The organism is Mesorhizobium sp. B2-4-19, assembly GCF_006441315.1.
GTDB lineage: Bacteria > Pseudomonadota > Alphaproteobacteria > Rhizobiales > Rhizobiaceae > Mesorhizobium.
Map to the genome: position 1 here is coordinate 234,439 of NZ_VFUV01000004.1, position 21,555 is coordinate 255,993.

Sequence of the window (21,555 nt, forward strand, 5' to 3'; positions counted from 1 at the left end):
TACCCCGGTGAGGTCTGCTGTCTCGCGACGTGGAGCGGACCTCACGGCTCCTTGCACATCGGCACCGGCTGCGGTGGCGGTGCCGGGTGGTCCTGCTTGTATTGCGCGATGACCGGCTCGAGGGTTTTTCGCGGCCAGAATTTCGGCGCGCCGATTTCCTTCAGGCAGGAGGCGTTCCAATAGGGCGCTTCGCCCGATGGCGAATGGCTTTTTGCCGCCTGCGCGACGGCGGCGATATCACGCGATTCCGGATAGATGTAGAGCGTCGTCGGATTGTCCTTCACCATCGCGATGATCTGCTGCGCATCCGTTGGCGACCAGCTGGTGCAGCCATTGCTGCGGCCGCCGGCATAGTCCACCAGCTTGCCGAACGGCACCAGGCCGTCATGGTCGGCGTAGGAGCTGTTGGGGCTTTTGCGCATGCACATGCCGCGCAGCACCTGCGCCGCATGGCCGCCGATCACCCGCTGCCTGGCATTGGCGGCTTCGCCTTCGCCGTCAAACTGGATGAAGGTGCGCTGGAAAGCCACGTTCTGTTTCGCGCCGGTCCGATAAAAACCCTTGAAGGATGTCTTCGCCTCGCTGGTCATGTAGGCGCCGCCGGCGGTCAGTTCGGAATCCATGGCATTGCCGAAGTTCTTGGAGCACCGCCTGCCGTTCGAGAAATCGACCGTGCCTTTCAGATTCCGGCCGCCGCCGTGACCCGACGAGATGGCGTGAAACGACTGGCTGGCCTCGCAAATGACGTAGTACCGGCGCCCTAGCACGCCGTTGCCCATGTCGCCGGGACGTGTCGCGTCCATGGCGAAGTAACAGGGGTTCCTGACCACGCCTTGCGCCACCTTTTTCAGGTAGAGCGCCCGCGCCCGCTCCAGCACCACGGTTGAGATCTGGCCGTCGCTGTCGCCGACATGGGCCTGCAGCCATGCCGGGACGTCCGAGGGCGCGGCAATGGACCGGACCGTCGCGGTCAGGGCAATGACGATGACAAGAAGGCTGAGGGTGACGACTACACCCAGGGGGAAAAATCTCAACCGCACCGGTTCAATTCTCCTGCCGAAGCCATGCGAATCCCTGCGGTGTTATATCCGCAATCAATCATAAAATGTCTTGCGGCAATCGGCGAGACACATCTTGTTTAGCGAGCCTGCAAGTCCGCACGAAGAACCGGTGCGGGCGCGCGCACCGCCCATAGACCGGGATGCTGGTCCAAGGCTTGCGGCCGATGTCTCTGAACAAGGGCGAGATTCGCTTCCAGGCGGCTTGAGCGCTCGGATGGCCACGGCTATCTCTGCCTTACCACCTGGAGAGCATGGATCATGATCGAGATCGTCAAACCAGCGCTTGGGCATCTGCCGTCCTACAAGGCGGCGCTCGAGCGCGGCTGGTCGCCGGACAATGTCCGGCTCCAGGAGGCGACGCGCGAGCAGTTGGCGGCGATAGAGCAGGATCCCGTGGCCTTCCTGGCCAGCCTTGACGACCCAGAAGCAAAGGGCGGCACGATCACCTTGCCCGACGGCACGCAAGTGTCGCGCCTGCCGGGGTTCCGCCGCTGGATCTGGGATGGCGAGGCATCGGGCTCGATCGGCTTTCGCTGGCAAAAGGGCACGGCGGAACTGCCCTCGCATGTGCTTGGCCATATCGGCTATGCGGTGGTGCCGTGGAAGCGGCGGCGCGGCTACGCCACGCAGGCCTTGCGGCTGATGCTGGACGAGGCGAGGGCGGTCGGCCTGCCCTATGTCGAGATCACCGCCAAGCCGGGCAATCCGACCTCGCACAAGGTGATCCTGGCCAATGGCGGCAGGCTGGTCGAACGCTTCTTCGAGGACGCGGCCTATGGCGGGGCGGAGAGTTTGCGGTTCCGGATCGAGCTGTAGGTCGCTTTAAAGCGCTTGGCATCGAAACGGATTCATGCGCCGCGCTTCAGGTCTTTGTTTTTATGCATGTCGCCTTCCCAGAACGTCGCCACTTTTGGGCGACATGCATCAACATTGCCGATCGCGCAGCCAGTCGGCCAGCGATGCGCGATGCTTGCCGGCCCTGCCGGTGAGGGCCTCGGCGGACAGCATGGAGTTCAACACCGCCTCGTGCGTGGCTTCCGCCGCCGCGCGAAAAAGGATGTCGATGCGCGCCTCATTGAGCGCGAGCAGGGGCACCAGATCGCGGCTTTCATCGTGGTCGACCAGATTGCCGGTGCTGAAGGCGATGGCGATGTCACCACTGCCATGGCCCCAGAAGGAGCCGAGCCTGGCGATGCCGGCTCCGGCGCGGCGCGCCACTCTTTCAAGCTGGCGGTGTTCGAGCGGCACATCGGTTGCCAGCACGATCATGACCGAGCCGCGCTCGTCCCCGGCCGGTTGTCCGGGGTCCGGCCGGCGCCCATCGGGCAGAACGAGGTCTCCGGGTCTGCCGAAATTCGACAGAACGAGAACGCCGAGATGATGGCCGCCGCCGAGCGCGATTCTTCTGGACGCCGAGCCGATGCCGCCCTTGAAGCCGAAGCAAGTCATTCCCGTTCCGGCGCCGACATTGCCCTGTTCGACCTCGCCCTCATGCGCGTCCGCCAGCGCGGCGAGGGCGTGTTGCTCCGATATCGCCAGGGCCTGGATGTCGTTCAGCGGACCGTCATTGCATTCGCCGACCACCGGATTGACGGTTCCGGTGGTGCGGCCGATATCCGGGTTCTGGCGGATGGCGTCGCGGATCAGCGCCGTTGCGCAGGTTCCGACCGAGAGCGTGTTGGTCAGGAGGATGGGCGTTTCGATGGTGCCAAGCTCCTGCACCTGCGCCAGGCCGGTGGTCTTGCCGAAGCCGTTGATGACATGGCTTGCCGCCGTCACCTTCGTGCGAAACAGATTTCCGCCATGCGGCAGGATCGCGGTCACGCCGGTGTTGGTGTCGCCGTTGCGCAGCGTGCAGTGGCCGACGCGTATACCGGGCACATCGGTGATCGCATTGCGCGCGCCCGCCGGCAAGCTGCCGCAGCTCAAGCCGAAATCGCTGACAGTGCTCGTCATGTCTGCTCCTGGTCTCACGAACGGCACGCGCCCAAGCCGAGGTCCGCGTCGGACCGGATTTCGTTATCAGACGTGCTCGTCAGCACACAGCGCGTGGTCGGACAGCGCGCGGATGACATAGCAGTCGCCGACCGTCTTACCGTCGCAGCAGGAAGCGATGCGCTCCAGCTCGGTTTCCAGCCGCTTCAGCTGGGCGATCTTTTCGCGCACCGAGATCAACTGCTCCTGCGCGATCTTGTCGGCATGGCCGCAGGGTTGCTCGGGATGGCCGCTGAGATCGATCAGGGCGCGGATGTCCTCGACGGCGAAGCCGAGATCGCGGGCGTGGCGGATGAAGGCCAGCCGCTCCAGCTCCTGCCTGGAGTAGCGGCGCTGGTTGCCTTCCGAGCGCTCGGGCGTCGCGACCAGGCCCATCTGCTCGTAGTAGCGGATGGTCGGCACCTTGACCCCGGTGCGGCGGGAGAGATCACCGATCGAAAACATGCATTTTGCCTCTTGAAGCTCTAGTGACTAGAGCAATTACAGTGCCTGACATCAAGGTTCAAGACCCGTGCGACGGCACGTCGCCGGGTGGAAAAAAGACGGGTGATGGCATGACTTCTCCTCTAGCGCAGACGCGGTTCAAGATCGGCGGCATGGACTGCGCCTCCTGCGCGGCCAAGATCGATACCGCGGTGCGCCGTCTCGACGGTGTTGCCGACGTCTCGGTTTCGGTGACCGGCGCCAGCATGACGGTCAGCCATGGCGGGCCGCTCAATGACGACCGGGTGCTGCGGCAGGTGGCGCGGCTCGGCTACGGTATCGTCAAAGCGGAGGTCAGGACCGATGGGCCGGCGGCCAAGGCGCATGACCGTGCCGATCGTGATCACGAAGGCCATGACCATGGCGGCGGCCGACAAATCGCCAAAGAGGCCGCAGGGTCGTCCCATCTGCACAGCCACGCCGCACCGGGGCAGGCGTGGTGGCGTACCCGCCGTGCGGCGCTGACGCTGGCTTGTGCCGCAGCGGTGCTCGCCGCCTACGGCATCGGCCATCTGTTGCCCTCGGCGGAGCGCTGGGTTTTCCTGGCCGCCTTGCTGGTCGGTCTCGTGCCGATCGCGCGGCGCGCGCTGATGGCTGCCTTGGCCGGAACGCCGTTCTCGATCGAGATGCTGATGACCATCGCCGCTGCCGGCGCGGTGATGATCAATGCAACGGAAGAAGCGGCCGCCGTGGTGGTGCTGTTCCTGATCGGCGAGCTTCTGGAAGGTGTCGCCGCCGGCCGGGCGCGGGCCAGCATCCAGGGACTGGCCGACCTGGTGCCGAAGACGGCGCTGGTCGAGCGGGGCGGCGGCACGGTTGAAGTTCCCGCCGACCAGCTTGGCGTGGGCGAGGTTATCGTGGTGCGGCCCGGCGACCGCATCCCGGCCGATGGCGAGATTGTGGAAGGCTCGAGTGACATCGACGAGGCGCCGGTGACCGGCGAAAGCACGCCGAAGCGCAAGGGTGTCGCGGACACTGTCTTCGCAGGCACGATCAACAGCGATGGCGTGCTGAAAGTGCGGGTGACGGCGGCGGCTTCCGACAACACCATCGCCCGCGTCGTGCGGCTGGTGGAGGAGGCGCAGGAGGCCAAGGCGCCGACCGAGCGCCTCATCGACCGCTTCTCGCGCACCTACACGCCGGGCGTGCTGGCGGTCGGCGCGCTGGTGGCCGTGCTGCCGCCACTCATCGCCGGCGGCGACTGGAACGAATGGATCTACAAGGGCCTGGCGATCCTTTTGATCGGCTGCCCCTGCGCGCTGGTCATCTCCACGCCCGCTGCGATCGCGGCGGGGCTGGCGACCGGCGCACGGCGTGGCCTGCTGATGAAGGGCGGCGCGGTGCTGGAAGGCTTTCGCCGGATCACGGCGGTGGCCTTCGACAAGACCGGCACGCTGACCGCGGGCAAGCCTGTCGTTACCGACATCGTTGCCTATGGTCGCGATGAGCGCAGCGTGCTGGCGCTGACGGCGGCGCTCGAACAAGGCTCGAGCCATCCGCTGGCGGCAGCGATCCTGGACAGGGCCAGCGCCGCCAAGGCGCCGGTGCCGCCGGCACTGGCCGCCAGGGCGATTTCCGGTAGGGGTGTCGAGGGCAGCGTCGGCGGCGTGGCTGTCTTCCTCGGCTCAGGTGCGGCGGCGGGCGAACGCGCCGACGTGACCGAGCCGCAGCGCCTTGCCGTCGACAGCCTCAACAGCCAGGGCAAGACCGTGTCGGTGCTGGTCGCCGATGGCGTGGTGGCCGGGCTGATCGCCATGCGTGACGAGCCACGACCGGATGCGGCGGCCGGCATCGCGGCACTCAAGGCAGAGGGCATCCGCGCGGTGATGCTGACCGGCGACAATCGTCGTACGGCGCAAGCCATCGCCGCTTCGCTCGGCATCGAGGCACGGGCGGAATTGTTGCCGCAGGACAAGCAGCGCATCGTCGGCGAATTGCAGCGCGAAGGGCTGAAGGTGGCCAAGGTCGGCGACGGCATCAACGACGCGCCGGCGCTCGCCGCCGCCGATATCGGCATCGCCATGGGCGGCGGCACCGACGTGGCGCTGGAGACGGCGGACGCGGCGATCCTGCATGGCCGCGTCCTGGACGTTGCCCGCATGGTGCGGCTGTCGCGGGCGGTGATGGCCAATATCGGCCAGAACATCACCGTGGCGCTGGGGCTGAAGGCAGTGTTCCTGGTCACCACCATTTCAGGCATCACCGGCCTGTGGCCGGCGATCCTGGCCGACACCGGCGCTACCGTGCTGGTCACCGCCAACGCCATGCGCCTGTTGCGCTGGCGCGGGTGAGGGCTTTCGGTTGGCCGCGATCTTTTCGGAAAACCAGTTCCCACTTTTCCGGATCGTGGCCTACTCGGCCGGTGCCGTCAGCGGCGGCGTGGCGTTGCTGCGCGCTTCCCAGACCTGGGAGACAACCGCCACCACCACGGCGACCAGCATGGCGAAAGCGCCGACCACGGGCAGGCTGCGATAGCCATAGCCGGCATTGAGCATGGCGGCGCCCAATGACGCTGCCAGCGCGATGCCGACATTGAAACCGGACGGGATCAGCGAAGAGGCGAGATTGGACGCGTCGGCCGTCCAGGCCAGGATGCGGGTCTGGATCGGCGTGCCGATGGCGAAGTTGAGGCCACCCCAGATGACGATCGCCACGATCATCGGCAGGGGATAGGGGCTGACGGCGTAGATGACTGCCAGCGTCACGGCCTGCAAAGCGAGCATGGTGATCAGAGACGGCATCAGCTTCCAGTCGGACAGCTTGCCGCCGAGGAAGACGCCAAGCGTGGCGCCGACGCCGTTGAGCAGCAGCACCCAGGGCACCAGGTCTTCGTCGAGCCCGGTGACCTCCAGCAAGGTCGGCGTGATGTAGGTGAACAGGCAGAACTGGCCGAGCATCAGCATGGGCATCAGGATCAGCGAGGTCCAGACCTGCTGGCGCGCCAGCACGCGGACCTCACGCGCCAGGCCGGCCGGTTTGGCCTGATATCCGGCGGTGCGCGGCAGAAGGGCAGTCATCGCCAGCGTTGCCGCCACGCCGAGCGCACACATCACCCAGAAGGTCGCGCGCCAGCCCCAGATGTTGCCGATGGCGGTGCCTGCCGGCACGCCGATGACGTTGGAGACGGTGAGGCCGGACAGGATGACCGCCACTGCCATGCCGCGTTTGTCCTCGGGAACCAGGCCGACGGCGACCACCATGGCGACGCCGAAATAGGCGCCGTGCGCGACGGCAACGGCTATGCGCAGCAGCAGCATCGAGGTAAAGTCGGGCGCCAGCGCACAGGCCGCCTGGCCGATGGTGAAGACGACGGCGAGGCCGAGCAGCAAGGTCTTGCGCGGCAGGGATTTGGTGGCGAGCGCCAGCAGCGGGCCGCCAATGGCGATGCCGCAGGCATAGCCGGAGACGAGGTAGCCGGCGGAGGGAACCGAAACGCCGAGCCCTTCCGCCACCTGCGGCAGCACGCCGGCAATGACGAATTCGGTGGTGCCGAAAGCGAAGGCGGCAATGAACAGGGCAATGAGCGGAAGCGACATGAGAAAGCCTTGGCTGGAACGGCGTCAAACCACGGATAGGCGGCGCGGGCAATCCAGAAATTTTTGTCGCGACTTTAGCTTTTCTTGACTGGATTCCCCTGGCGTCAGCCGCTGGCTTGGCAATCGGCAGTGCATGCCGGCAGCGGACAAGCCGCTAGACTGGGGTCTTGCGTCCGTAAGGGATCTTCAGCCATGCGCGCTCATGAAAATAATAGAGCAGCGACTTGGTGAAAACCTCCGTCACACCGATGGCGGCCGCCAGCTTGACGCTGCCAGTTACCACAAGCGAGATGACGATCGTGTCGATGGTGCCGGTCATGCGCCAGGAAAGCGCCTTGGCGAAACTGCGCGAATGGGTATCCATCGATTTCCTCCCGGGGGCATAGGATGCTTAGCCGACGGGAGGCAGGGTGAGCAAAGACTAATTTTGCCGTTCGAGCCGGAATGACGCAAGCTTGTTCCCAAGTTGACGCCGCCGTGGCAAATCCCTTCTCGCTAGCTTGCCTTCAGTCGGGATCCTGTGAGAAGGCCGCGCTCTTCGAGCACCGGATAGGCCATCGAGGCCAGCAGTGAATTGATCTGCTTGAGGTCGCGGATGGTGTCGAGATGGATCGAGCTTGTCTCGACGCTTTTGGCGGTGCCTTCGCGCAGCCGCTGGAAATGGCTTGCGCTGGTTTCCTTCTCGCGGTCGCGCAACTGGTCCTTCTCCAGCACCAGCTGGCGCGCCGTTTCGGGGTCGCGCGAGACCAGCACGTTGAAGGCAAGCCTTGCATTGGCCAGCACCGAGCTGTGGAAGGCGCACAATTCGCTCCATCCCTCGTCGGTGAATTCCAGCCCGCGATCGACCTTCTTCTTCACGTGCACCAGCATGTTGCGCACGATGATGTCGCCGACCTGCTCGAGCTTGACGCAGGCGCCGATCAGTTCCTGGCAGCGCAGCGCCTCGTCCTCGGTCAGCGGGTTCTTGGTGACCTTGGCGAGGTAGAGTTTGATCGCCGCATGCTTGCGGTCGACACGGTCGTCGAGGGCGGCCAGCGCCTTGATCTTGTCGGCGTCGGCACTCTCATAGAGCTCGATGATGCGCTTCAGCATGATCTCGACCGTCTCGCAGACCCGCACCACCTCGCGCGTGGCATTGGCCAGCGCCTGGCTCGGCACATCGAGCGCGCTTTCGTTGAGCGCGGACAGTTCGATAACGTCGAGCGAGGCGGCCGGTGCCGCCTTGGAGCCGAGCGCGACGATCTTCTCCGAGGCGCGGTAGACGAAGCCGGCCAGCTGCAGGCCGGCGAGCAGGATGATGACGTTGAACAGGATGTGGGCGTTGACGATCTGGTCGGCCGCCGTGGTGCCAAGGAAGCCGACATGCGGCCGGAAGATCATGAACAGGACCAGCATGACCAGCGAGCCAAGCCCGCGCATCAGCAGATTGCCGACCGGCACGACGCGCACGGCGGGTCCGGCCGAGCGGGTCAGCATCGGCGCGATGATGGAGGAGCCGAGATTGACGCCGAGGATGAGGACGACGCCGAGTTCCGGGCTGATCAGGCCGCGGCCGGCCAGCGTCGCCATCAAAAGCACGGCGGCGATGCTCGACTGGAACAGCCAGGTGATCAGCGCCGCCAGGAGATAGGCGGTGATGGAATCGCTGGAGAAGTAGTTGATGATGACCGGCATCAACTGGCTGTTGCGCAGCGGCTCCGACGCCTGGCCGATCATTTCCAGAGACAGGATCAAGAGGCCGATGCCGACCAGGATGCGGCCGGTCTGGCGCCAGTCGCGCCGCTCGGTGGCCATGAACATCACCGTGCCGGTGATCAGGCAGAGCGGCACCAGCAGCGTGAGGTCGAAGGTCAGCAGCTTGACCACGAGCGCCGAGCCGATCTCGGCGCCGCGCACGGCCAATTGGCCGGCGGCGCCCGAGACGATACCGGAACCGGCGAAGGAGCCGACCAAAAGCGTCACGGCGGTCGAGCTCTGCAGGGCGATGGCGAGGCCCGTGCCGGCCAGCACCGCCATGATCGGATTGCGCATGGTGGCGCGCAGCCTGTGGCGCAGCACATCGCCATAGGCGCGCTCGACGCCGGTCTTCACCATGCGGGTGGCAAACAGCATCAGCGCCACGGCGCCGGCCAGATGCAAAAGGACGACGGAACCGCTCATTTCGGCGCCTGCATGCGGACAGGGCACGCAGAGCGCACGGCGCGGCCAACAGGCGGAAAAGCAAGGGTTCGAATCATGGTCATGACACTGTGAATAATAGCCGGAATATTTTAGCCGGATAATGAAACTTTGTCGATTTCAAGAGGCCGTCGCGGCGCGACAGGCCGTGTCGGGAAATGGATGGGTGCGCGAATGGCTGCACAGCCGGGCTTTGGCCGGTCTGGAACGGCTGCTTTTGCCGAGTGGCCGACGCTCATCTTTGCGATGATGTTCAAGTATCGGCAATAAGCAGAAGATTTCATGACGCAATTGTAATGCCGGCGTTCAGTTTCAGTTCATCCGCCGGCCGCTATTCCTCGGGCATCGACAACCAAGGAAATTTCTCATGAAGCGCATTGTTCTTTCTGTCGTCGCCGTCTCGATGCTGGCCGCCACCTCACTCGCCGGCCAGGCCGCGTCGATGAACGCGCCGGTCGCGCCGCGGTCGAGTTACACCAAGGTCGACTGGCAGAAGCCGGGCCACCACAATGACGTGAGGAAGCGCGTCTTCAAGAAGAAGGTCGTCGTGAAGCGGAACCACTGGCGCGACGGCCAGAAATATTCCGGCTGGAGGCAGCACCGGCCGATCCGCGACTATGGCCGCTACGGCCTGCATCGTCCCGGCCGCGGCCAGGAATGGATCCGCGTCGGCAACGACTATGTGCTGGTCGGCATCGTCTCGGGCGTCATCTTCGGCGCGCTCGCCGCACAGTAAGCGCCGGCAACTGGGCTGAGAAGGAAGGTCGGCCTGTGACGGCCGCCTTTCTTTTTGCCCTGTGGAAACCGGGCATGGCCGGTATTGGGGGTCGTCGGATTTCGCTGGCATGATTATATGGTGGGGAAACGAGTTCCCTCAATGCGCTTTCCACCCGCCTTTCTCGACGAGATCCGCGACCGCGTGCCGATTTCATCGGTTATCGGCCAGCGCGTCGCGTGGGATCGCCGGAAGACCAACGCGTCGCGTGGCGACTTTTGGGCCTGCTGCCCGTTCCATGGCGAGAAGAGCCCGTCCTTCCACTGCGAGGACAAGAAGGGCCGCTATCATTGTTTCGGCTGCTCGGTCTCGGGCGATCATTTCAAATTCCTGACCGAACTCGACGGAATGAGTTTCCCCGAAGCGGTCGAAAAGATCGCCGACATGGCCGGCGTGCCGATGCCGGTGCGCGACGCCCAGGAAGAGCGGCGCGAGCAGGAACGCGCCAGCCTGACCGACGTCATGGAGATGGCGACCGCCTTCTTCCAGGAGCGGCTGCAAGGGCCTGAGGGGGCAAAGGCCCGAGCCTATCTCAGGGACCGCGGGCTGACGCCGGCGACGCAGCAGTCGTTCCGGCTGGGCTACGCGCCGGACAGCCGCAATGCGCTGAAGGAGCATCTCGCGGCAAAAGGCGTGCCGAAGGCCGATATCGAAGCCTGCGGGCTGGTGCGCCATGGCGACGACATTCCGGTCTCCTATGACTGGTTCCGCGACCGCATCATGTTCCCGATTCCGGATTCGCGCGGCAAGATCATCGCCTTTGGCGGCCGGGCGCTGGCGCCCGATGCGCTGGCCAAATACATGAACTCGCCCGACACCGAGCTCTTCCACAAGGGCAACGTGCTCTACAATTTCGCCCGTGCGCGAAAGGCGCTGGCCAAAGGCGGCACGGTCATTGCCGTCGAAGGCTATATGGACGTCATCGCGCTGGCGCAGGCCGGGTTCGAGAATGCCGTGGCGCCGCTCGGCACCGCGCTTACCGAAAACCAGCTCGAACTGTTGTGGCGCATGGCGCCCGAACCGATGCTGTGCTTCGACGGCGACAAGGCCGGGCTGAAGGCGGCATGGCGTGCGGCGGATCTGGCATTACCCTCGGTGCAGGCCGGGCGCTCGGCACGTTTTGCGCTGCTGCCGGAAGGCAAGGATCCCGACGACCTGGTCAAGGCCGAGGGGCCGGACGCGTTCCGCGCAGTGCTTGCCGATGCGCGGCCGCTGGTTGACCTGTTGTGGATGCGCGAGACAGCTGGCGGCGTCTTCGACACGCCGGAACGGCGGGCGGAACTGGGAAAGACGCTGCGGGAGTTGACCAGCCGCATCCGCGACGAAAGCACGCGCTTTCACTACCAGCAGGAAATGCGTGAGCGGGAAAAGAGCTTCTTCGGCTCGCAGCGCGATGCGCGGCAAGGACGCCAGGACTGGAAACCGGGGCAGGGCAAGGCAGCCGCACCCGGCGGCCAGTTCGCCAAGCCTGGTGGCGGTCGCATGGCGATCACCGAAAGCCTCGGCCAGTCGGCGCTGGTCAAGCGCGGCAGCGAAGGGATGTCTGTGCGCGAGGCGACGATCATCGTGGCGCTGGTCAACCATCCGGCGCTGATCGACGAGAATTTCGCCCATGTCGAATTTCTCGACCTCGCCAATTCCGATCTGCAGCGGCTGCACGCCGCCATCCTCGACGCAATGGCACATGACATGGCCAATGATCGCCACGCCGTGGTGGCGACGATCGAGCGTGCCGGCTGCGCCGAGATCTGGGAGCGCGCCGTCGGCCTGATCCGGCGGGCGCGGCAATGGCCGGCGCTGGAGACGGCAGCACTTGACGACGCCCGTGACGCTCTGAACCAGGCACTGCACTTGCAGCGCAGCGCGCGCACCTTACATAAGGAGCTGAAACAGGCGGAAGCGGCGCTCGAAGCGGATCCCTCGGACGAAAACTTCCGCCATCTGATCGAAATTCAGGCGCAATTTCAGGATGTGCAGGCGACGGAAGCGCTGATCGAAGGATTTGGCGTTTCGTCGGGCAGGGCTGGGCGAGCCTAAGTGCAGCTGAGTGCAAGAATGAGAGCGTGGCCGGGCTTCCCAGGGGAGCAAGGCGCGCTAAGTCGGGTAATTGATTCGCTTTTTTCATGCGAATCATGCCAGAGGCGCTTGACCTTCAGGCAGAATGGCGGAATCAGGACGATTCGAAACGTTAACCCGCACCCGCGCCGACGGGAAATGAGCGATGTGAGGTACTGGTCACTGGACAGGCAGGCAGCCTGCCACAGATATCAGGGTTAATCTGGACTTAACGATCAAGGAAGTTAGTGGCCCGGTGAAGCGCGTTTCAAAACGAGCCTATCCGATTTGACTGGTCCGACAGCTTACGCGGCCCCGATGCCCGGCCGCTAGGAGAAGATGAAAATTATGGCGACTAAGGAAAAGGAAGAGGTCGAGACCGAACGCGAAGGCGCCACCGATGGCCCTCTGCTCGACCTTTCCGATGATGCTGTCAAGAAGATGATCAAGGCCGCCAAGAAGCGCGGCTATGTCACGATGGACGAGCTGAATTCGGTGCTGCCTTCCGAAGAAGTGACCTCCGAGCAGATCGAGGACACGATGGCGATGCTGTCCGACATGGGCATCAACGTCGTCGAGGATGACGAGCAGGGCGAAGAGGCCGAGGCCGGCGACACCGCGGCGGACGCCGAGGAAGACGCCAACGAGCTGGCCGAACAGACCGGCACGGCGGTCGCCGCCACCACAACCAAGAAAGAGCCGACCGACCGCACCGACGATCCGGTGCGCATGTATCTGCGCGAGATGGGCTCGGTCGAGCTGCTGTCGCGCGAGGGCGAAATCGCCATTGCCAAGCGCATCGAGGCCGGCCGCGAGACGATGATCGCGGGCCTGTGCGAAAGCCCACTGACCTTCCAGGCCATCATCATCTGGCGCGACGAGCTCAACGAATCCAAGATCCTGCTGCGCGAGATCATCGATCTCGAAGCCACCTATGCCGGCCCGGAAGCCAAGCAGGCGCCGGTGGTCGAGCGCATCGAGGAAGCGCCCAAGGCCGAGGAAAAGCCGCGGCGCGGGCGCGACGAGGAAGACGACATCACCAATGTGGGCGTCGATACGCGCGGCATCGGGGACGATGACGAGGAAGACGAGGACGAGGCGAGCCTGTCGCTGGCGGCGATGGAAGCCGAACTGCGTCCGCAGGTGATGGAGACGCTCGACGTCATCGCCGACACCTACAAGAAGCTGCGCAAGCTGCAGGACCAGCAGGTCGAGAACCGTCTGGCCGCCGCCGGCACGCTGTCGCCCAGCCAGGACCGCCGGCTGAAGGAGCTGAAGGACCAGCTGATCAAGGCGGTGAAGTCGCTGTCGCTCAACACGGCGCGCATCGAGGCGCTGGTCGAGCAGCTCTACGACATCAACAAACGCCTGGTGCAGAACGAGGGCAAGCTGCTGCGCTTGGCCGAAAGCTATGGCGTGCGCCGCGAGGAGTTCCTGAAGGAATATCAGGGTTCCGAACTCGACCCCAACTGGACGCGCGCGATCGGCAATCTGACCTCGCGCGGCTGGAAGGAATTCACCAAGAACGAGAAGGATGCGATCAAGGACCTGCGCGCCGAGATCCAGCATCTGGCCACTGAAACGGCGATCTCGATCCTGGAATTCCGCAAGATCGTCAACCAGGTGCAGAAGGGCGAGCGCGAAGCCGCGATCGCCAAGAAGGAAATGGTCGAGGCCAATCTGCGCCTCGTCATCTCGATCGCCAAGAAATACACCAATCGCGGCCTGCAGTTCCTCGACCTGATCCAGGAAGGCAATATCGGCCTGATGAAGGCGGTCGACAAGTTCGAATACCGCCGCGGCTACAAGTTCTCGACCTACGCGACATGGTGGATCCGGCAGGCGATCACGCGTTCGATCGCCGACCAGGCGCGCACCATCCGCATTCCCGTGCACATGATCGAGACGATCAACAAGATCGTGCGCACCTCGCGCCAGATGCTGCACGAGATCGGCCGCGAGCCGACGCCGGAGGAACTGGCCGAAAAGCTCGCCATGCCGCTGGAAAAAGTGCGCAAGGTGTTGAAGATCGCCAAGGAGCCGATCTCGCTCGAAACGCCGGTCGGCGACGAGGAGGATTCGCATCTGGGCGACTTCATCGAGGACAAGATGGCGATCCTGCCGATCGACGCCGCGATCCAGGCCAATCTGCGCGAGACCACCACGCGCGTTCTGGCTTCGCTGACCCCGCGCGAGGAGCGCGTTCTGCGCATGCGCTTCGGCATCGGCATGAACACCGACCACACGCTGGAAGAAGTCGGCCAGCAGTTCTCGGTCACGCGCGAGCGTATTCGCCAGATCGAAGCCAAGGCGCTGCGAAAACTCAAGCACCCGAGCAGGTCGCGCAAGCTGCGCAGTTTCCTCGACAGCTGAGACATACCGACAGCAAGAACAAAAGGGCGCCACTGGCGCCCTCAGACTGCTGACAAACCTCCGCACGTCTCGAAATCACCCAAGATTCACGGAACGTCTCAGATTCAGATCGCGAACAAACCGGAATCAAAACCCCTCGATTTTGACTGCTGTCAAAAACCGAGGGGTTTGTAATCAATCTGAGGGCGCCACTGGCGCCCTTTTCGTTTGTGGCACGCGCTCTTGCGGCTCGCACTCATCGGGAGGATAATTTCCAGGTCGGATGCATTTTCTGGGCGACAACCCGGATGCCCGCCCCGGCGAAGACGCCGTGCTCCGTGGCCCCGGAGGAGGTGTGCCATGACAAGCTACATCGTGCTGATGAACTGGACGGAGCAGGGCGCGAAGAACGTGCGGGATTCGCCGAAGCGGCTTGATGCCGCCAGGAAGCAGTTGGGCGACATGGGCGGCTCGTTCAAGGCGTTCTACCTGACGATGGGTGAATACGACATGGTGGCGGTGGTGGAAGCACCCGACGATGCGGTCCTGGCGCGTTTCTCGCTGATGCTGGCGGCCGCCGGCAACATCCGGACGCGGACGCTGAAAGCCTTCCCCGAATTCGCCTACCGCGAGATCATCTCGTCGCTTGGATAGCAGGCGGCAGGGTTCGAAGGCGATGACCTGGGTATCCGGCCTGACGGCGCTTTGCCGCAGGACAGGACGCTTCGCCGTGATAGACTGCGGCCAGAGGATCGCGATGAAGAAAGTCTCGATACTGGCTGCCAGCCTTGCCTTGATATCGTCGATGCCGTTCGCCGCCGGCGCCGCGGCGCAAAAACCGGTCGGCATGGCCAATCCGGCATCGGTCCATTGCGGCGAGATCGGCGGGCGTCTGGTGATCAGGAAGGACAGGGCCGGCAACGAATACGGGTTTTGCCGGGTGCCCAAAGGGCGCCTGTGCGAAGAGTGGACGCTGTTTCGCGACAACAAGTGCATAGGGCCAAAGACTGCCATGCGCGGCAAGTGACATGCGCGCTGTCATAGGGTGAGATGATGTCCGAAACACATTCGCATCTTTGGCCCGGCGTGCCGCTCGCCCTTGGCTCGGCCGCTCTGTTCGGCGCGACGCCACCGCTTTCCAAGCTGCTGCTCGACGCCGTGAACCCCTTCATGCTGGCCGGCCTGCTCTATCTCGGCGCCGGTCTCGGCCTCGCTCTCTATCGCTTGCTTCGCGGCAAGCAGGCGGCGGCTGGCGAAGCGCAACTGGCCGCCCGGGATATCCCCTGGCTGGCGCTTGCAATCGGCATGGGTGGCATCTTCGCGCCGGTGCTGTTGATGTTCGGCCTCAGCCTCAACACGGCATCCAGTTCAGCGCTGCTGCTCAACCTGGAGGGGTTGGCGACCATGGCGATCGCCTGGCTCGTCTATCGCGAGAATGTCGACCGGCGCCTGCTTTTTGGAGCCTTCGCCATTCTGGCGGGCGCGGTGCTGTTGTCATGGGACGGCGGCGGCGTTGTTTTCAACCCGGGCGCCCTGCTGGTGGCGGTGGCTTGCGTGGCCTGGGGGCTGGACAACAATTTCACGCGCAGGATTTCAGCCACCGACCCCGTGGTGATCGCCATGCTGAAAGGCCTGGTGGCGGGTGCGGCCAATGTCGGATTGGCGCTTGCCGCCGGGGCGTCGTTTCCCGCGATGTCGATTGTCGCGGCCACGGCCGCGGTCGGCTTCCTCGGCATCGGCGTCAGCCTGGCGATGTTCATCCTGGCGCTGCGCCATCTCGGGACGGCGCGCACAGGCGCCTATTATTCGCTCGCTCCGTTCATCGGTGCCCTGCTGGCCATCGTCATGCTGGGTGATGCCATCACTCTCAAACTGGTGATCGCGGGGCTTATGATGGGTATCGGCCTGTGGCTGCATCTGTCGGAACGCCATGAGCACGAGCACGACCATGAGGCACTGGAACACGAGCACAGTCATGTGCATGACGAGCACCACCAGCACGAGCATGACGGGCTGGTGAGCGAACCGCATTCGCACTGGCACCGGCATGCGCCGATGCGTCACCGGCATCCGCATTATCCGGACCTGCATCATCGGCATAGCCACGGCTGAGCATGCCAAGATCATGCTCAAGCAAACACCCAAGCCTGAACTGACCGTCTGGTACAACACGCGATGCCCTGTCTGCGATGCGGGCATCAGCTGGCAAAAGCGGCGGCTGATCGAAGCGGTCCAGGCGGGGCGGATCGAGTTTCGCGACATCAATCTGGAGCCGGCGGCACTTGGCCGTTTTGGCGCCTCGCTGGAAGACATCCGCCGCCGGCTGCACGCCACCGACGCGGCCGGCCGGCTGCTGGTCGGCGCCGATGTCGCGATTGCCATATGGCAAGCAACACCGGGCGAGGGCTGGCTGGCCGTGCTTTTCGGCAATCCGGTTGCCTTGCCGTTGACACGACTTGCCTATGACCGGTTCGCCGACCTGCTCTACGCCTGGAACCGGCGCAAGGGCCGCTGGTAGCCGCACGCATCCAACTCCGTCGTCTGCAAGACAACCCCCGGACCGGAAGGTCGATCCGGCTGGCGCCGCATTCCGATACATCGTAAGATATATCTTGACTCCAGCAGGGCAGATGCCTAATTAAGATATATCGTAAGATAGAACTCAAGGAGCAATCATGCACAGACATAATCATTTCGGCGAGCGCATGTTCATGCACATGACCGGCAAATTCGGTGGCAGAGGGGGCGGTGGCTTTGGTCCGTTCGGCCATGGCGGTCGCGGCGGCGGACGCGGTGGCCCGGGCGACATGTTCCGCGCCGGCCGCATGCTGGCCGACGGCGACCTCAAGCTGATCACGCTGTCGCTGCTGGCCGAGGCGCCGCGCCATGGCTACGACATCATCAAGGCGCTGGAAGAGCGCACCAGCGGCATCTATAGCCCGAGCCCGGGCGTGGTCTACCCGACGCTGACCTTCCTGGAAGAGGCCGGCTATGCCGTCTCGTCGAGCGAAGGCAACAAGAAGGTGTTTTCCATCACCGAGGCCGGACAGGCGCATCTTGCCGACAATCGCGAGATGATCGACGGCGTGCTCGACCACCTTGAGCGCTTTGGCCGCAAGATGGCCAAGGCACGCGACTGGTTCGGCTGGAACGATGATGGCGAGGACCGCCGCGGTGGTCGCAGCGGGCGCGGCGAGCGTTCGGAAACGCGCGACGAATTCCGCGCCATCCGCCACCGCCTGCGCGCTGCGCTGGGCGACATCGTCGATGCCCCGGCCGAAAAGCAGGCCGAAGCGATCGCCATTCTCGAAGCCGCGGCGGAAGCGCTGGAAGCGCTGACGCACCGCTGATCCGGGCGCAACAAATACATGAAAAAAGCCCGGGCGACCCGGGCTTTTTGCGTCGGCGCGGATGCGGATCATTCCTTGCCGACATACTCGCTGATCAGCTTTTCGTTGCGGGCCTTTTCGATCTTGGCGGTCATCTCGGCCGACAGGCGCTCGTCGGTGCGGTACTTGACCAGGTTCACAAGGCTGCCCGTGAGCAGAAGGATACCCATGGCCCAGTAACCCTTGGTCGACAGGTCGACCGGCGCCAGCCACAGCGACAGGCCGAGCATGAAATAGGCGGCGCCGACCGAGGCAGTGTTGAACATGATGTAGGTCTGATTGGCGTTCATTGGAGTTCTCCGTTGATTTGGCGATGATTGGGTCGATGGAAGCCAGGTCTGCAAAGACTGGTTTCAGTTGATGGTCTTCAGGCGCTCGAGCACGTCCCTGGCGCGCACCTTCATCGCCGGGCCGTGTCCGGCATCGGCAAGGCGGTCGCGGATCGCTTCGTGACGCAGCTCGCCATCGATCTCGTCGAGGATGCCGGCCTCCTCGAACGGGTCGCTGGCTCCCTTGATGCGGGCGAGCAATTCCTCGGCGTCGTTGAGGCTCGCCGAATGGCCGATCGACCTGACGAGGCGTGACTGTGCCTTGCGCTCGGCATCGATGGCGCGCGCCGAGATCATGCCCTGGTTCAAGTCGATGATGCGGCGATGCGCCCGCTCCACTGAAACGCGCATCCGCAATGTCTTTTCGCCAAGGCTCTGCACCGTGGCGCGGCGGACTTCGCGCTCATTCTCCAGTTCGGCGATGGCCGCGGCACCGCTTTCGGCCAGCCCGGTATTGCCGGCGGCCAGCGCGCTGAGTGTGCGGCTTTCGAGATCGGCGTGGCGTCGCTCGAGCTGGTCGAGACCCGCCTGCTCGGCTCGCTGGCGTACGATCAGCGTGGCAAGCGTCTGCTTGGCGGCGGCAAGCCCAGTCTCGGCGTCGCGGATGCGCTGCGCCAGAAGGTCGATGGCGAAGCGATCCTTCAGGCCATCCTCGGCCCTTGCACCGGCGCCGTCGAGCAATGTTCTGATCAGGCTAAGCATGGTTCTTCTCCCTTCGAATTGTTGCCATGAACAATGTTCACGACGCCAGCATAGCAGGAAGTGAACGTTGTTCAAGATAGTTTTTGAACGCTGTTCACGAAATCCCGGATGTGGTAAACGGAGGGACGATCGTGGTTCGAACAGCCGGGGCCGAGGGCACGGCATCCATAAGGACAAGCATGGCACTGGACAGGGAAGAAATAGGCGAGCGGGTGCTGGCGATTGCCGAGGTGCTGCTCAACGAGGGCGGCATGGACAATCTGAAGGCCAGAACCATCGCCGAGCAGGCGGGCATCTCGGTCGGCTCGGTCTACAATCTGTTTTCCGACCTCGACGGGGTGCATCGTGCCGTCAACATGCGGCTGCTCGACCGGTTGGGCGCGGCAGGGGCGGCGGCGATGGCCGGTCTTTCCCAGCGCGGCATCACCGATGTGCGTCAGCGCCTGCTGGCGCTGGCCGGCGCTTATGTACGCTTCGTCGAGGCGCATCCGGGCAGCTGGCCGGCGCTGCTCGCCTTCAACAGGCGGCGCCTGGCGCTGACCGAGCCGGATGCCTACGAGGCGCGGCTCGACCAGCTGTTCGAGATCATTGCCGGCGTGCTCGGCGGCGGCGACTTCGACCTTGACGACGATACCCGCCGGATCGCCGCGCGCACATTGTGGTCAAGCGTGCATGGCATCGTCACCAGCGGCTACGCCGGCAGGTCCGTTCGCCGGCAGGCCGACGAGATCGACCAGCAGATCGAGCTGCTGGTCGCCGTCTTCATCAGGGGGCTGGAACGCGGCGGCACATTCGCGCATGCTGGGACAACAGCGTCGTGAATCGAAACGTTGAAGGCTTGCATGCATTCGGCATGCCAAAGCTGAAGGCCGGCGCTTTGACCAGACCTTTGAGCCACCTGCCTTGCAACAGGCGGTCTTCGTCTGCTCACCATTGTGAACTCGTTCCGGATCGGCTGCATTCCAACCGCTCGCGCAGGACATCGTCCTGAGCAATTGGCTTGACGTTGAGGGTTGACGCGTCGCGCGGCTTCGCGAACGTGGCAGATCGGGGCAATGAAGAGCCGGATGATGACGACAGTTGACGATTCAACCCCAGCAGCGCGGGAATTGTATCTTGATCTCCTGGTCAGGATATTGCTCAACACCATTTACCAGGATCCCGCGATCAACCCGGGGGTTCGGCCGATGGTGATCGAGCCGTTCAACCCGAAAACCCGCGCGATCGGCAAGGATTGGCCAACGCAGGCCCACACGATGGTCGGCCGGGCGCGTCTCGAGAGCTTGCGCAATCTATCACAGCAGGTGCTGGACGACGGCATCGTTGGCGACTTCATCGAAACGGGCGTCTGGCGCGGTGGCTGCTGCATCCTGATGCGCGGCGTTCTTGCCGCGAACCAGATCCACGACCGCAAGGTCTATGTCGCGGACTCGTTCGCCGGCCTGCCGGCGCCAAACGAAGAGCTCTATCCCCGGGATACCGGATGGGACCTGCACGTGTTCAAGGCGCTGGCCGTCTCGCTGGAGACGGTCAAGGACAATTTCTCACGCTATGGGCTGCTCGATGAGCAGGTCGTGTTCGTGGAAGGGATGTTCAGCGACACGCTGCCGTCGCTGTCGGCCGGGCCGTTCGCGCTGCTGCGGCTCGACGGCGATCTTTACGAGTCGACCATTGTGGCGCTGAATTCCCTTTACCCCAAATTGTCCCGAGGCGGTGTTGTCATCATCGACGATCGTGCCCTCGATCCATGCCAGCGCGCGGTGATCGATTTTCGCGATCAACACGGCATCACGGCGCCGATGCAGGAGATCGACTGGACCGGATCCTGGTGGCGCAAGGAATGAGAGTGTCTTCCTTTTTACGCAATTCCCAAGGGAAAGCGCTGCGCGCTTTTCCCGGGAAAACCGCTCCACACTTTTCCTGCAATTGCTCTAGCGAACGCGACGGAGATAGCCGTTGACGTTCCACGTCACATTGGTGCCGAAGTGGTCGCAAAGGCCGGTATCGATTTCATAATTCTGCCCACGATCGCGCAAGAACAGCTCGACCGCACGGCGCGGGCCGCCCATCAGCCTGGCGACATATTCTGGGCCATAAAGATCGTCGACAATACCGTCCTCGACGACAATATACTCTCCCGCAACCAGCCAATGATCGAAGAAGCGCAGCACGGCGAGCGTCGTCTCGCAGTGATGGTCCGCGTCCTCGATGACGAACATCGGTCTGGGGAGGCTCTCGATCAGATCCGCCGGTAAGGTTGCCGCCAGGTCGCGACCATCGCCACGATGGAACGTCACGCCAGGCACGCTGATCGAGGGCGGCGTGATGTCGATCGAGTGAATGACGCAGTCGACGCCGAAGCTGCGCAGTATATCGGCAAACCAGAGCGCGCTGCCGCCCCATTTGGAGCCGATCTCGATCAATGTCCGGGGCTTCTGCTGCCAAAGCAGCATTTGGTACAGCGCCAGATCGAATGGATTTTTGTAGGTGGGCACGCCCTTGTAGGTGTAGCGCATGGTGCCGTCTTGAATCCTGGCAAGCGATGCACCAAGCAATGCACTTCCGGTGGCAAGACGTTCAATCATACGGTTGTCCTTCAAGCCGACGTCAAACCCGATTATCCGGTATGCCGCCGCGACACAGTGTGAGCGGGTCGGTTGGCGGTTCAGAAGATACTTGCCGAAGCCGGTGTAGCAACGG

Annotated in this window: 21 protein-coding genes; 12 read left to right on the forward strand and 9 right to left on the reverse strand. The window is 64.0% G+C overall.

The window, feature by feature from the left end; translation table 11 throughout:
- Nucleotides 1–41: 41 nt before the first annotated feature.
- Nucleotides 42–1,040 carry a hypothetical protein gene (locus FJ546_RS09685; protein WP_140889114.1) on the reverse strand — a complete coding sequence of 333 codons (999 nt, stop codon included), beginning with the start codon at nucleotides 1,038–1,040 and terminating at the stop codon, nucleotides 42–44.
- Between the two features lie 279 nt (nucleotides 1,041–1,319).
- Between FJ546_RS09685 and FJ546_RS09690 the strand changes: the two genes are divergently transcribed.
- Nucleotides 1,320–1,877, forward strand: coding sequence for a GNAT family N-acetyltransferase (locus tag FJ546_RS09690; protein WP_140889115.1), 558 nt, complete (start codon nucleotides 1,320–1,322; stop codon nucleotides 1,875–1,877).
- 108 nt (nucleotides 1,878–1,985) lie between these two features.
- Here FJ546_RS09690 and FJ546_RS09695 read toward each other — a convergent pair whose 3' ends face one another.
- Both FJ546_RS09695 and FJ546_RS09700 read right to left on the reverse strand, forming a co-directional pair.
- Nucleotides 1,986–3,017: a P1 family peptidase gene (locus FJ546_RS09695; protein WP_140889116.1), complete on the reverse strand. Its 1,032-nt coding sequence runs from the start codon at nucleotides 3,015–3,017 to the stop codon at nucleotides 1,986–1,988.
- 66 nt (nucleotides 3,018–3,083) lie between these two features.
- A complete protein-coding gene (locus FJ546_RS09700) occupies nucleotides 3,084–3,500 on the reverse strand; it encodes a helix-turn-helix domain-containing protein (protein WP_140889117.1) in 417 nt (138 codons plus the stop codon).
- Nucleotides 3,501–3,610: 110 nt separating this feature from the next.
- On the opposite strand from FJ546_RS09700, the gene FJ546_RS09705 reads away from it, so the two are divergent.
- Complete coding sequence (locus tag FJ546_RS09705) at nucleotides 3,611–5,830, forward strand: heavy metal translocating P-type ATPase (protein ID WP_140889118.1); 2,220 nt, start codon at nucleotides 3,611–3,613, stop codon at nucleotides 5,828–5,830.
- A 60-nt stretch (nucleotides 5,831–5,890) separates the two neighbouring features.
- Here the strand turns inward: FJ546_RS09705 and FJ546_RS09710 are convergent, their stop codons facing one another.
- The 3 genes from FJ546_RS09710 to FJ546_RS09720 form a co-directional block, all read right to left on the reverse strand.
- Nucleotides 5,891–7,075 carry an MFS transporter gene (locus FJ546_RS09710; protein ID WP_140889119.1) on the reverse strand — a complete coding sequence of 395 codons (1,185 nt, stop codon included), beginning with the start codon at nucleotides 7,073–7,075 and terminating at the stop codon, nucleotides 5,891–5,893.
- Nucleotides 7,076–7,229: 154 nt separating this feature from the next.
- A complete protein-coding gene (locus tag FJ546_RS09715) occupies nucleotides 7,230–7,439 on the reverse strand; it encodes a DUF2061 domain-containing protein (RefSeq protein WP_140889120.1) in 210 nt (69 codons plus the stop codon).
- A gap of 131 nt (nucleotides 7,440–7,570) precedes the next feature.
- Nucleotides 7,571–9,235, reverse strand: coding sequence for a Na/Pi cotransporter family protein (locus FJ546_RS09720; RefSeq protein WP_140889121.1), 1,665 nt, complete (start codon nucleotides 9,233–9,235; stop codon nucleotides 7,571–7,573).
- Between the two features lie 385 nt (nucleotides 9,236–9,620).
- Between FJ546_RS09720 and FJ546_RS09725 the strand changes: the two genes are divergently transcribed.
- The 8 genes from FJ546_RS09725 (at nucleotide 9,621) to FJ546_RS09765 (ending at nucleotide 17,785) form a co-directional block, all read left to right on the forward strand.
- Complete coding sequence (locus FJ546_RS09725; RefSeq protein WP_140889122.1) at nucleotides 9,621–9,989, forward strand: RcnB family protein; 369 nt, start codon at nucleotides 9,621–9,623, stop codon at nucleotides 9,987–9,989.
- 141 nt (nucleotides 9,990–10,130) lie between these two features.
- Nucleotides 10,131–12,065: a DNA primase gene (dnaG, locus tag FJ546_RS09730; protein ID WP_140889123.1), complete on the forward strand. Its 1,935-nt coding sequence runs from the start codon at nucleotides 10,131–10,133 to the stop codon at nucleotides 12,063–12,065.
- A 366-nt stretch (nucleotides 12,066–12,431) separates the two neighbouring features.
- The gene (rpoD, locus tag FJ546_RS09735) at nucleotides 12,432–14,456 is read left to right on the forward strand and encodes an RNA polymerase sigma factor RpoD (RefSeq protein ID WP_140889124.1); all 2,025 of its coding nucleotides are present in this window, start codon (nucleotides 12,432–12,434) and stop codon (nucleotides 14,454–14,456) included.
- A gap of 339 nt (nucleotides 14,457–14,795) precedes the next feature.
- Nucleotides 14,796–15,089 (forward strand): GYD domain-containing protein, encoded by a 294-nt coding sequence (locus FJ546_RS09745; RefSeq protein ID WP_027047268.1) that lies wholly within the window; start codon nucleotides 14,796–14,798, stop codon nucleotides 15,087–15,089.
- A 22-nt stretch (nucleotides 15,090–15,111) separates the two neighbouring features.
- Entirely contained in the window at nucleotides 15,112–15,462 is a 351-nt protein-coding gene (locus FJ546_RS09750) for a DUF333 domain-containing protein (protein ID WP_246686790.1), read from the forward strand.
- 26 nt (nucleotides 15,463–15,488) lie between these two features.
- Nucleotides 15,489–16,547, forward strand: a complete 1,059-nt coding sequence (locus FJ546_RS09755) for a DMT family transporter (RefSeq protein ID WP_140889126.1) — start codon at nucleotides 15,489–15,491, stop codon at nucleotides 16,545–16,547.
- Nucleotides 16,548–16,560: 13 nt separating this feature from the next.
- Nucleotides 16,561–16,953, forward strand: coding sequence for a DCC1-like thiol-disulfide oxidoreductase family protein (locus FJ546_RS09760; protein ID WP_140889127.1), 393 nt, complete (start codon nucleotides 16,561–16,563; stop codon nucleotides 16,951–16,953).
- Between the two features lie 157 nt (nucleotides 16,954–17,110).
- On the forward strand, nucleotides 17,111–17,785 hold the full coding sequence (locus FJ546_RS09765; RefSeq protein ID WP_140889128.1) for a PadR family transcriptional regulator: 675 nt from the start codon (nucleotides 17,111–17,113) through the stop codon (nucleotides 17,783–17,785).
- Between the two features lie 68 nt (nucleotides 17,786–17,853).
- On the opposite strand, the gene FJ546_RS09770 is transcribed toward FJ546_RS09765, so the two are convergent.
- The gene (locus FJ546_RS09770) at nucleotides 17,854–18,114 is read right to left on the reverse strand and encodes a YiaA/YiaB family inner membrane protein (protein WP_019860476.1); all 261 of its coding nucleotides are present in this window, start codon (nucleotides 18,112–18,114) and stop codon (nucleotides 17,854–17,856) included.
- A gap of 63 nt (nucleotides 18,115–18,177) precedes the next feature.
- Nucleotides 18,178–18,855: a PspA/IM30 family protein gene (locus tag FJ546_RS09775; protein WP_140889129.1), complete on the reverse strand. Its 678-nt coding sequence runs from the start codon at nucleotides 18,853–18,855 to the stop codon at nucleotides 18,178–18,180.
- 179 nt (nucleotides 18,856–19,034) lie between these two features.
- On the opposite strand from FJ546_RS09775, the gene FJ546_RS09780 reads away from it, so the two are divergent.
- Together FJ546_RS09780 and FJ546_RS09785 are read left to right on the forward strand one after the other, a co-directional pair.
- Complete coding sequence (locus FJ546_RS09780) at nucleotides 19,035–19,676, forward strand: TetR/AcrR family transcriptional regulator (protein ID WP_140889130.1); 642 nt, start codon at nucleotides 19,035–19,037, stop codon at nucleotides 19,674–19,676.
- A gap of 246 nt (nucleotides 19,677–19,922) precedes the next feature.
- The gene (locus FJ546_RS09785; protein WP_140889131.1) at nucleotides 19,923–20,699 is read left to right on the forward strand and encodes a TylF/MycF/NovP-related O-methyltransferase; all 777 of its coding nucleotides are present in this window, start codon (nucleotides 19,923–19,925) and stop codon (nucleotides 20,697–20,699) included.
- Between the two features lie 87 nt (nucleotides 20,700–20,786).
- Here FJ546_RS09785 and FJ546_RS09790 read toward each other — a convergent pair whose 3' ends face one another.
- Nucleotides 20,787–21,440: a CmcI family methyltransferase gene (locus tag FJ546_RS09790; RefSeq protein ID WP_246686791.1), complete on the reverse strand. Its 654-nt coding sequence runs from the start codon at nucleotides 21,438–21,440 to the stop codon at nucleotides 20,787–20,789.
- Nucleotides 21,441–21,555 lie beyond the last annotated feature (115 nt).

Excerpts from the sequence above, each read along its gene's own strand:
- FJ546_RS09690 (WP_140889115.1), top strand. The coding sequence starts at position 1,320 with ATGATCGAGATCGTCAAACCAGCGCTTGGGCATCTGCCGTCCTACAAG.
- FJ546_RS09695 (WP_140889116.1), bottom strand. The coding sequence starts at position 3,017 with ATGACGAGCACTGTCAGCGATTTCGGCTTGAGCTGCGGCAGCTTGCCG.
- FJ546_RS09700 (WP_140889117.1), bottom strand. The coding sequence starts at position 3,500 with ATGTTTTCGATCGGTGATCTCTCCCGCCGCACCGGGGTCAAGGTGCCG.
- FJ546_RS09705 (WP_140889118.1), top strand. The coding sequence starts at position 3,611 with ATGACTTCTCCTCTAGCGCAGACGCGGTTCAAGATCGGCGGCATGGAC.
- FJ546_RS09710 (WP_140889119.1), bottom strand. The coding sequence starts at position 7,075 with ATGTCGCTTCCGCTCATTGCCCTGTTCATTGCCGCCTTCGCTTTCGGC.
- FJ546_RS09715 (WP_140889120.1), bottom strand. The coding sequence starts at position 7,439 with ATGGATACCCATTCGCGCAGTTTCGCCAAGGCGCTTTCCTGGCGCATG.
- FJ546_RS09720 (WP_140889121.1), bottom strand. The coding sequence starts at position 9,235 with ATGAGCGGTTCCGTCGTCCTTTTGCATCTGGCCGGCGCCGTGGCGCTG.
- FJ546_RS09725 (WP_140889122.1), top strand. The coding sequence starts at position 9,621 with ATGAAGCGCATTGTTCTTTCTGTCGTCGCCGTCTCGATGCTGGCCGCC.
- dnaG (WP_140889123.1), top strand. The coding sequence starts at position 10,131 with ATGCGCTTTCCACCCGCCTTTCTCGACGAGATCCGCGACCGCGTGCCG.
- rpoD (WP_140889124.1), top strand. The coding sequence starts at position 12,432 with ATGGCGACTAAGGAAAAGGAAGAGGTCGAGACCGAACGCGAAGGCGCC.
- FJ546_RS09745 (WP_027047268.1), top strand. The coding sequence starts at position 14,796 with ATGACAAGCTACATCGTGCTGATGAACTGGACGGAGCAGGGCGCGAAG.
- FJ546_RS09750 (WP_246686790.1), top strand. The coding sequence starts at position 15,112 with ATGACCTGGGTATCCGGCCTGACGGCGCTTTGCCGCAGGACAGGACGC.
- FJ546_RS09755 (WP_140889126.1), top strand. The coding sequence starts at position 15,489 with ATGTCCGAAACACATTCGCATCTTTGGCCCGGCGTGCCGCTCGCCCTT.
- FJ546_RS09760 (WP_140889127.1), top strand. The coding sequence starts at position 16,561 with ATGCTCAAGCAAACACCCAAGCCTGAACTGACCGTCTGGTACAACACG.
- FJ546_RS09765 (WP_140889128.1), top strand. The coding sequence starts at position 17,111 with ATGCACAGACATAATCATTTCGGCGAGCGCATGTTCATGCACATGACC.
- FJ546_RS09770 (WP_019860476.1), bottom strand. The coding sequence starts at position 18,114 with ATGAACGCCAATCAGACCTACATCATGTTCAACACTGCCTCGGTCGGC.
- FJ546_RS09775 (WP_140889129.1), bottom strand. The coding sequence starts at position 18,855 with ATGCTTAGCCTGATCAGAACATTGCTCGACGGCGCCGGTGCAAGGGCC.
- FJ546_RS09780 (WP_140889130.1), top strand. The coding sequence starts at position 19,035 with ATGGCACTGGACAGGGAAGAAATAGGCGAGCGGGTGCTGGCGATTGCC.
- FJ546_RS09785 (WP_140889131.1), top strand. The coding sequence starts at position 19,923 with ATGATGACGACAGTTGACGATTCAACCCCAGCAGCGCGGGAATTGTAT.
- FJ546_RS09790 (WP_246686791.1), bottom strand. The coding sequence starts at position 21,440 with ATGATTGAACGTCTTGCCACCGGAAGTGCATTGCTTGGTGCATCGCTT.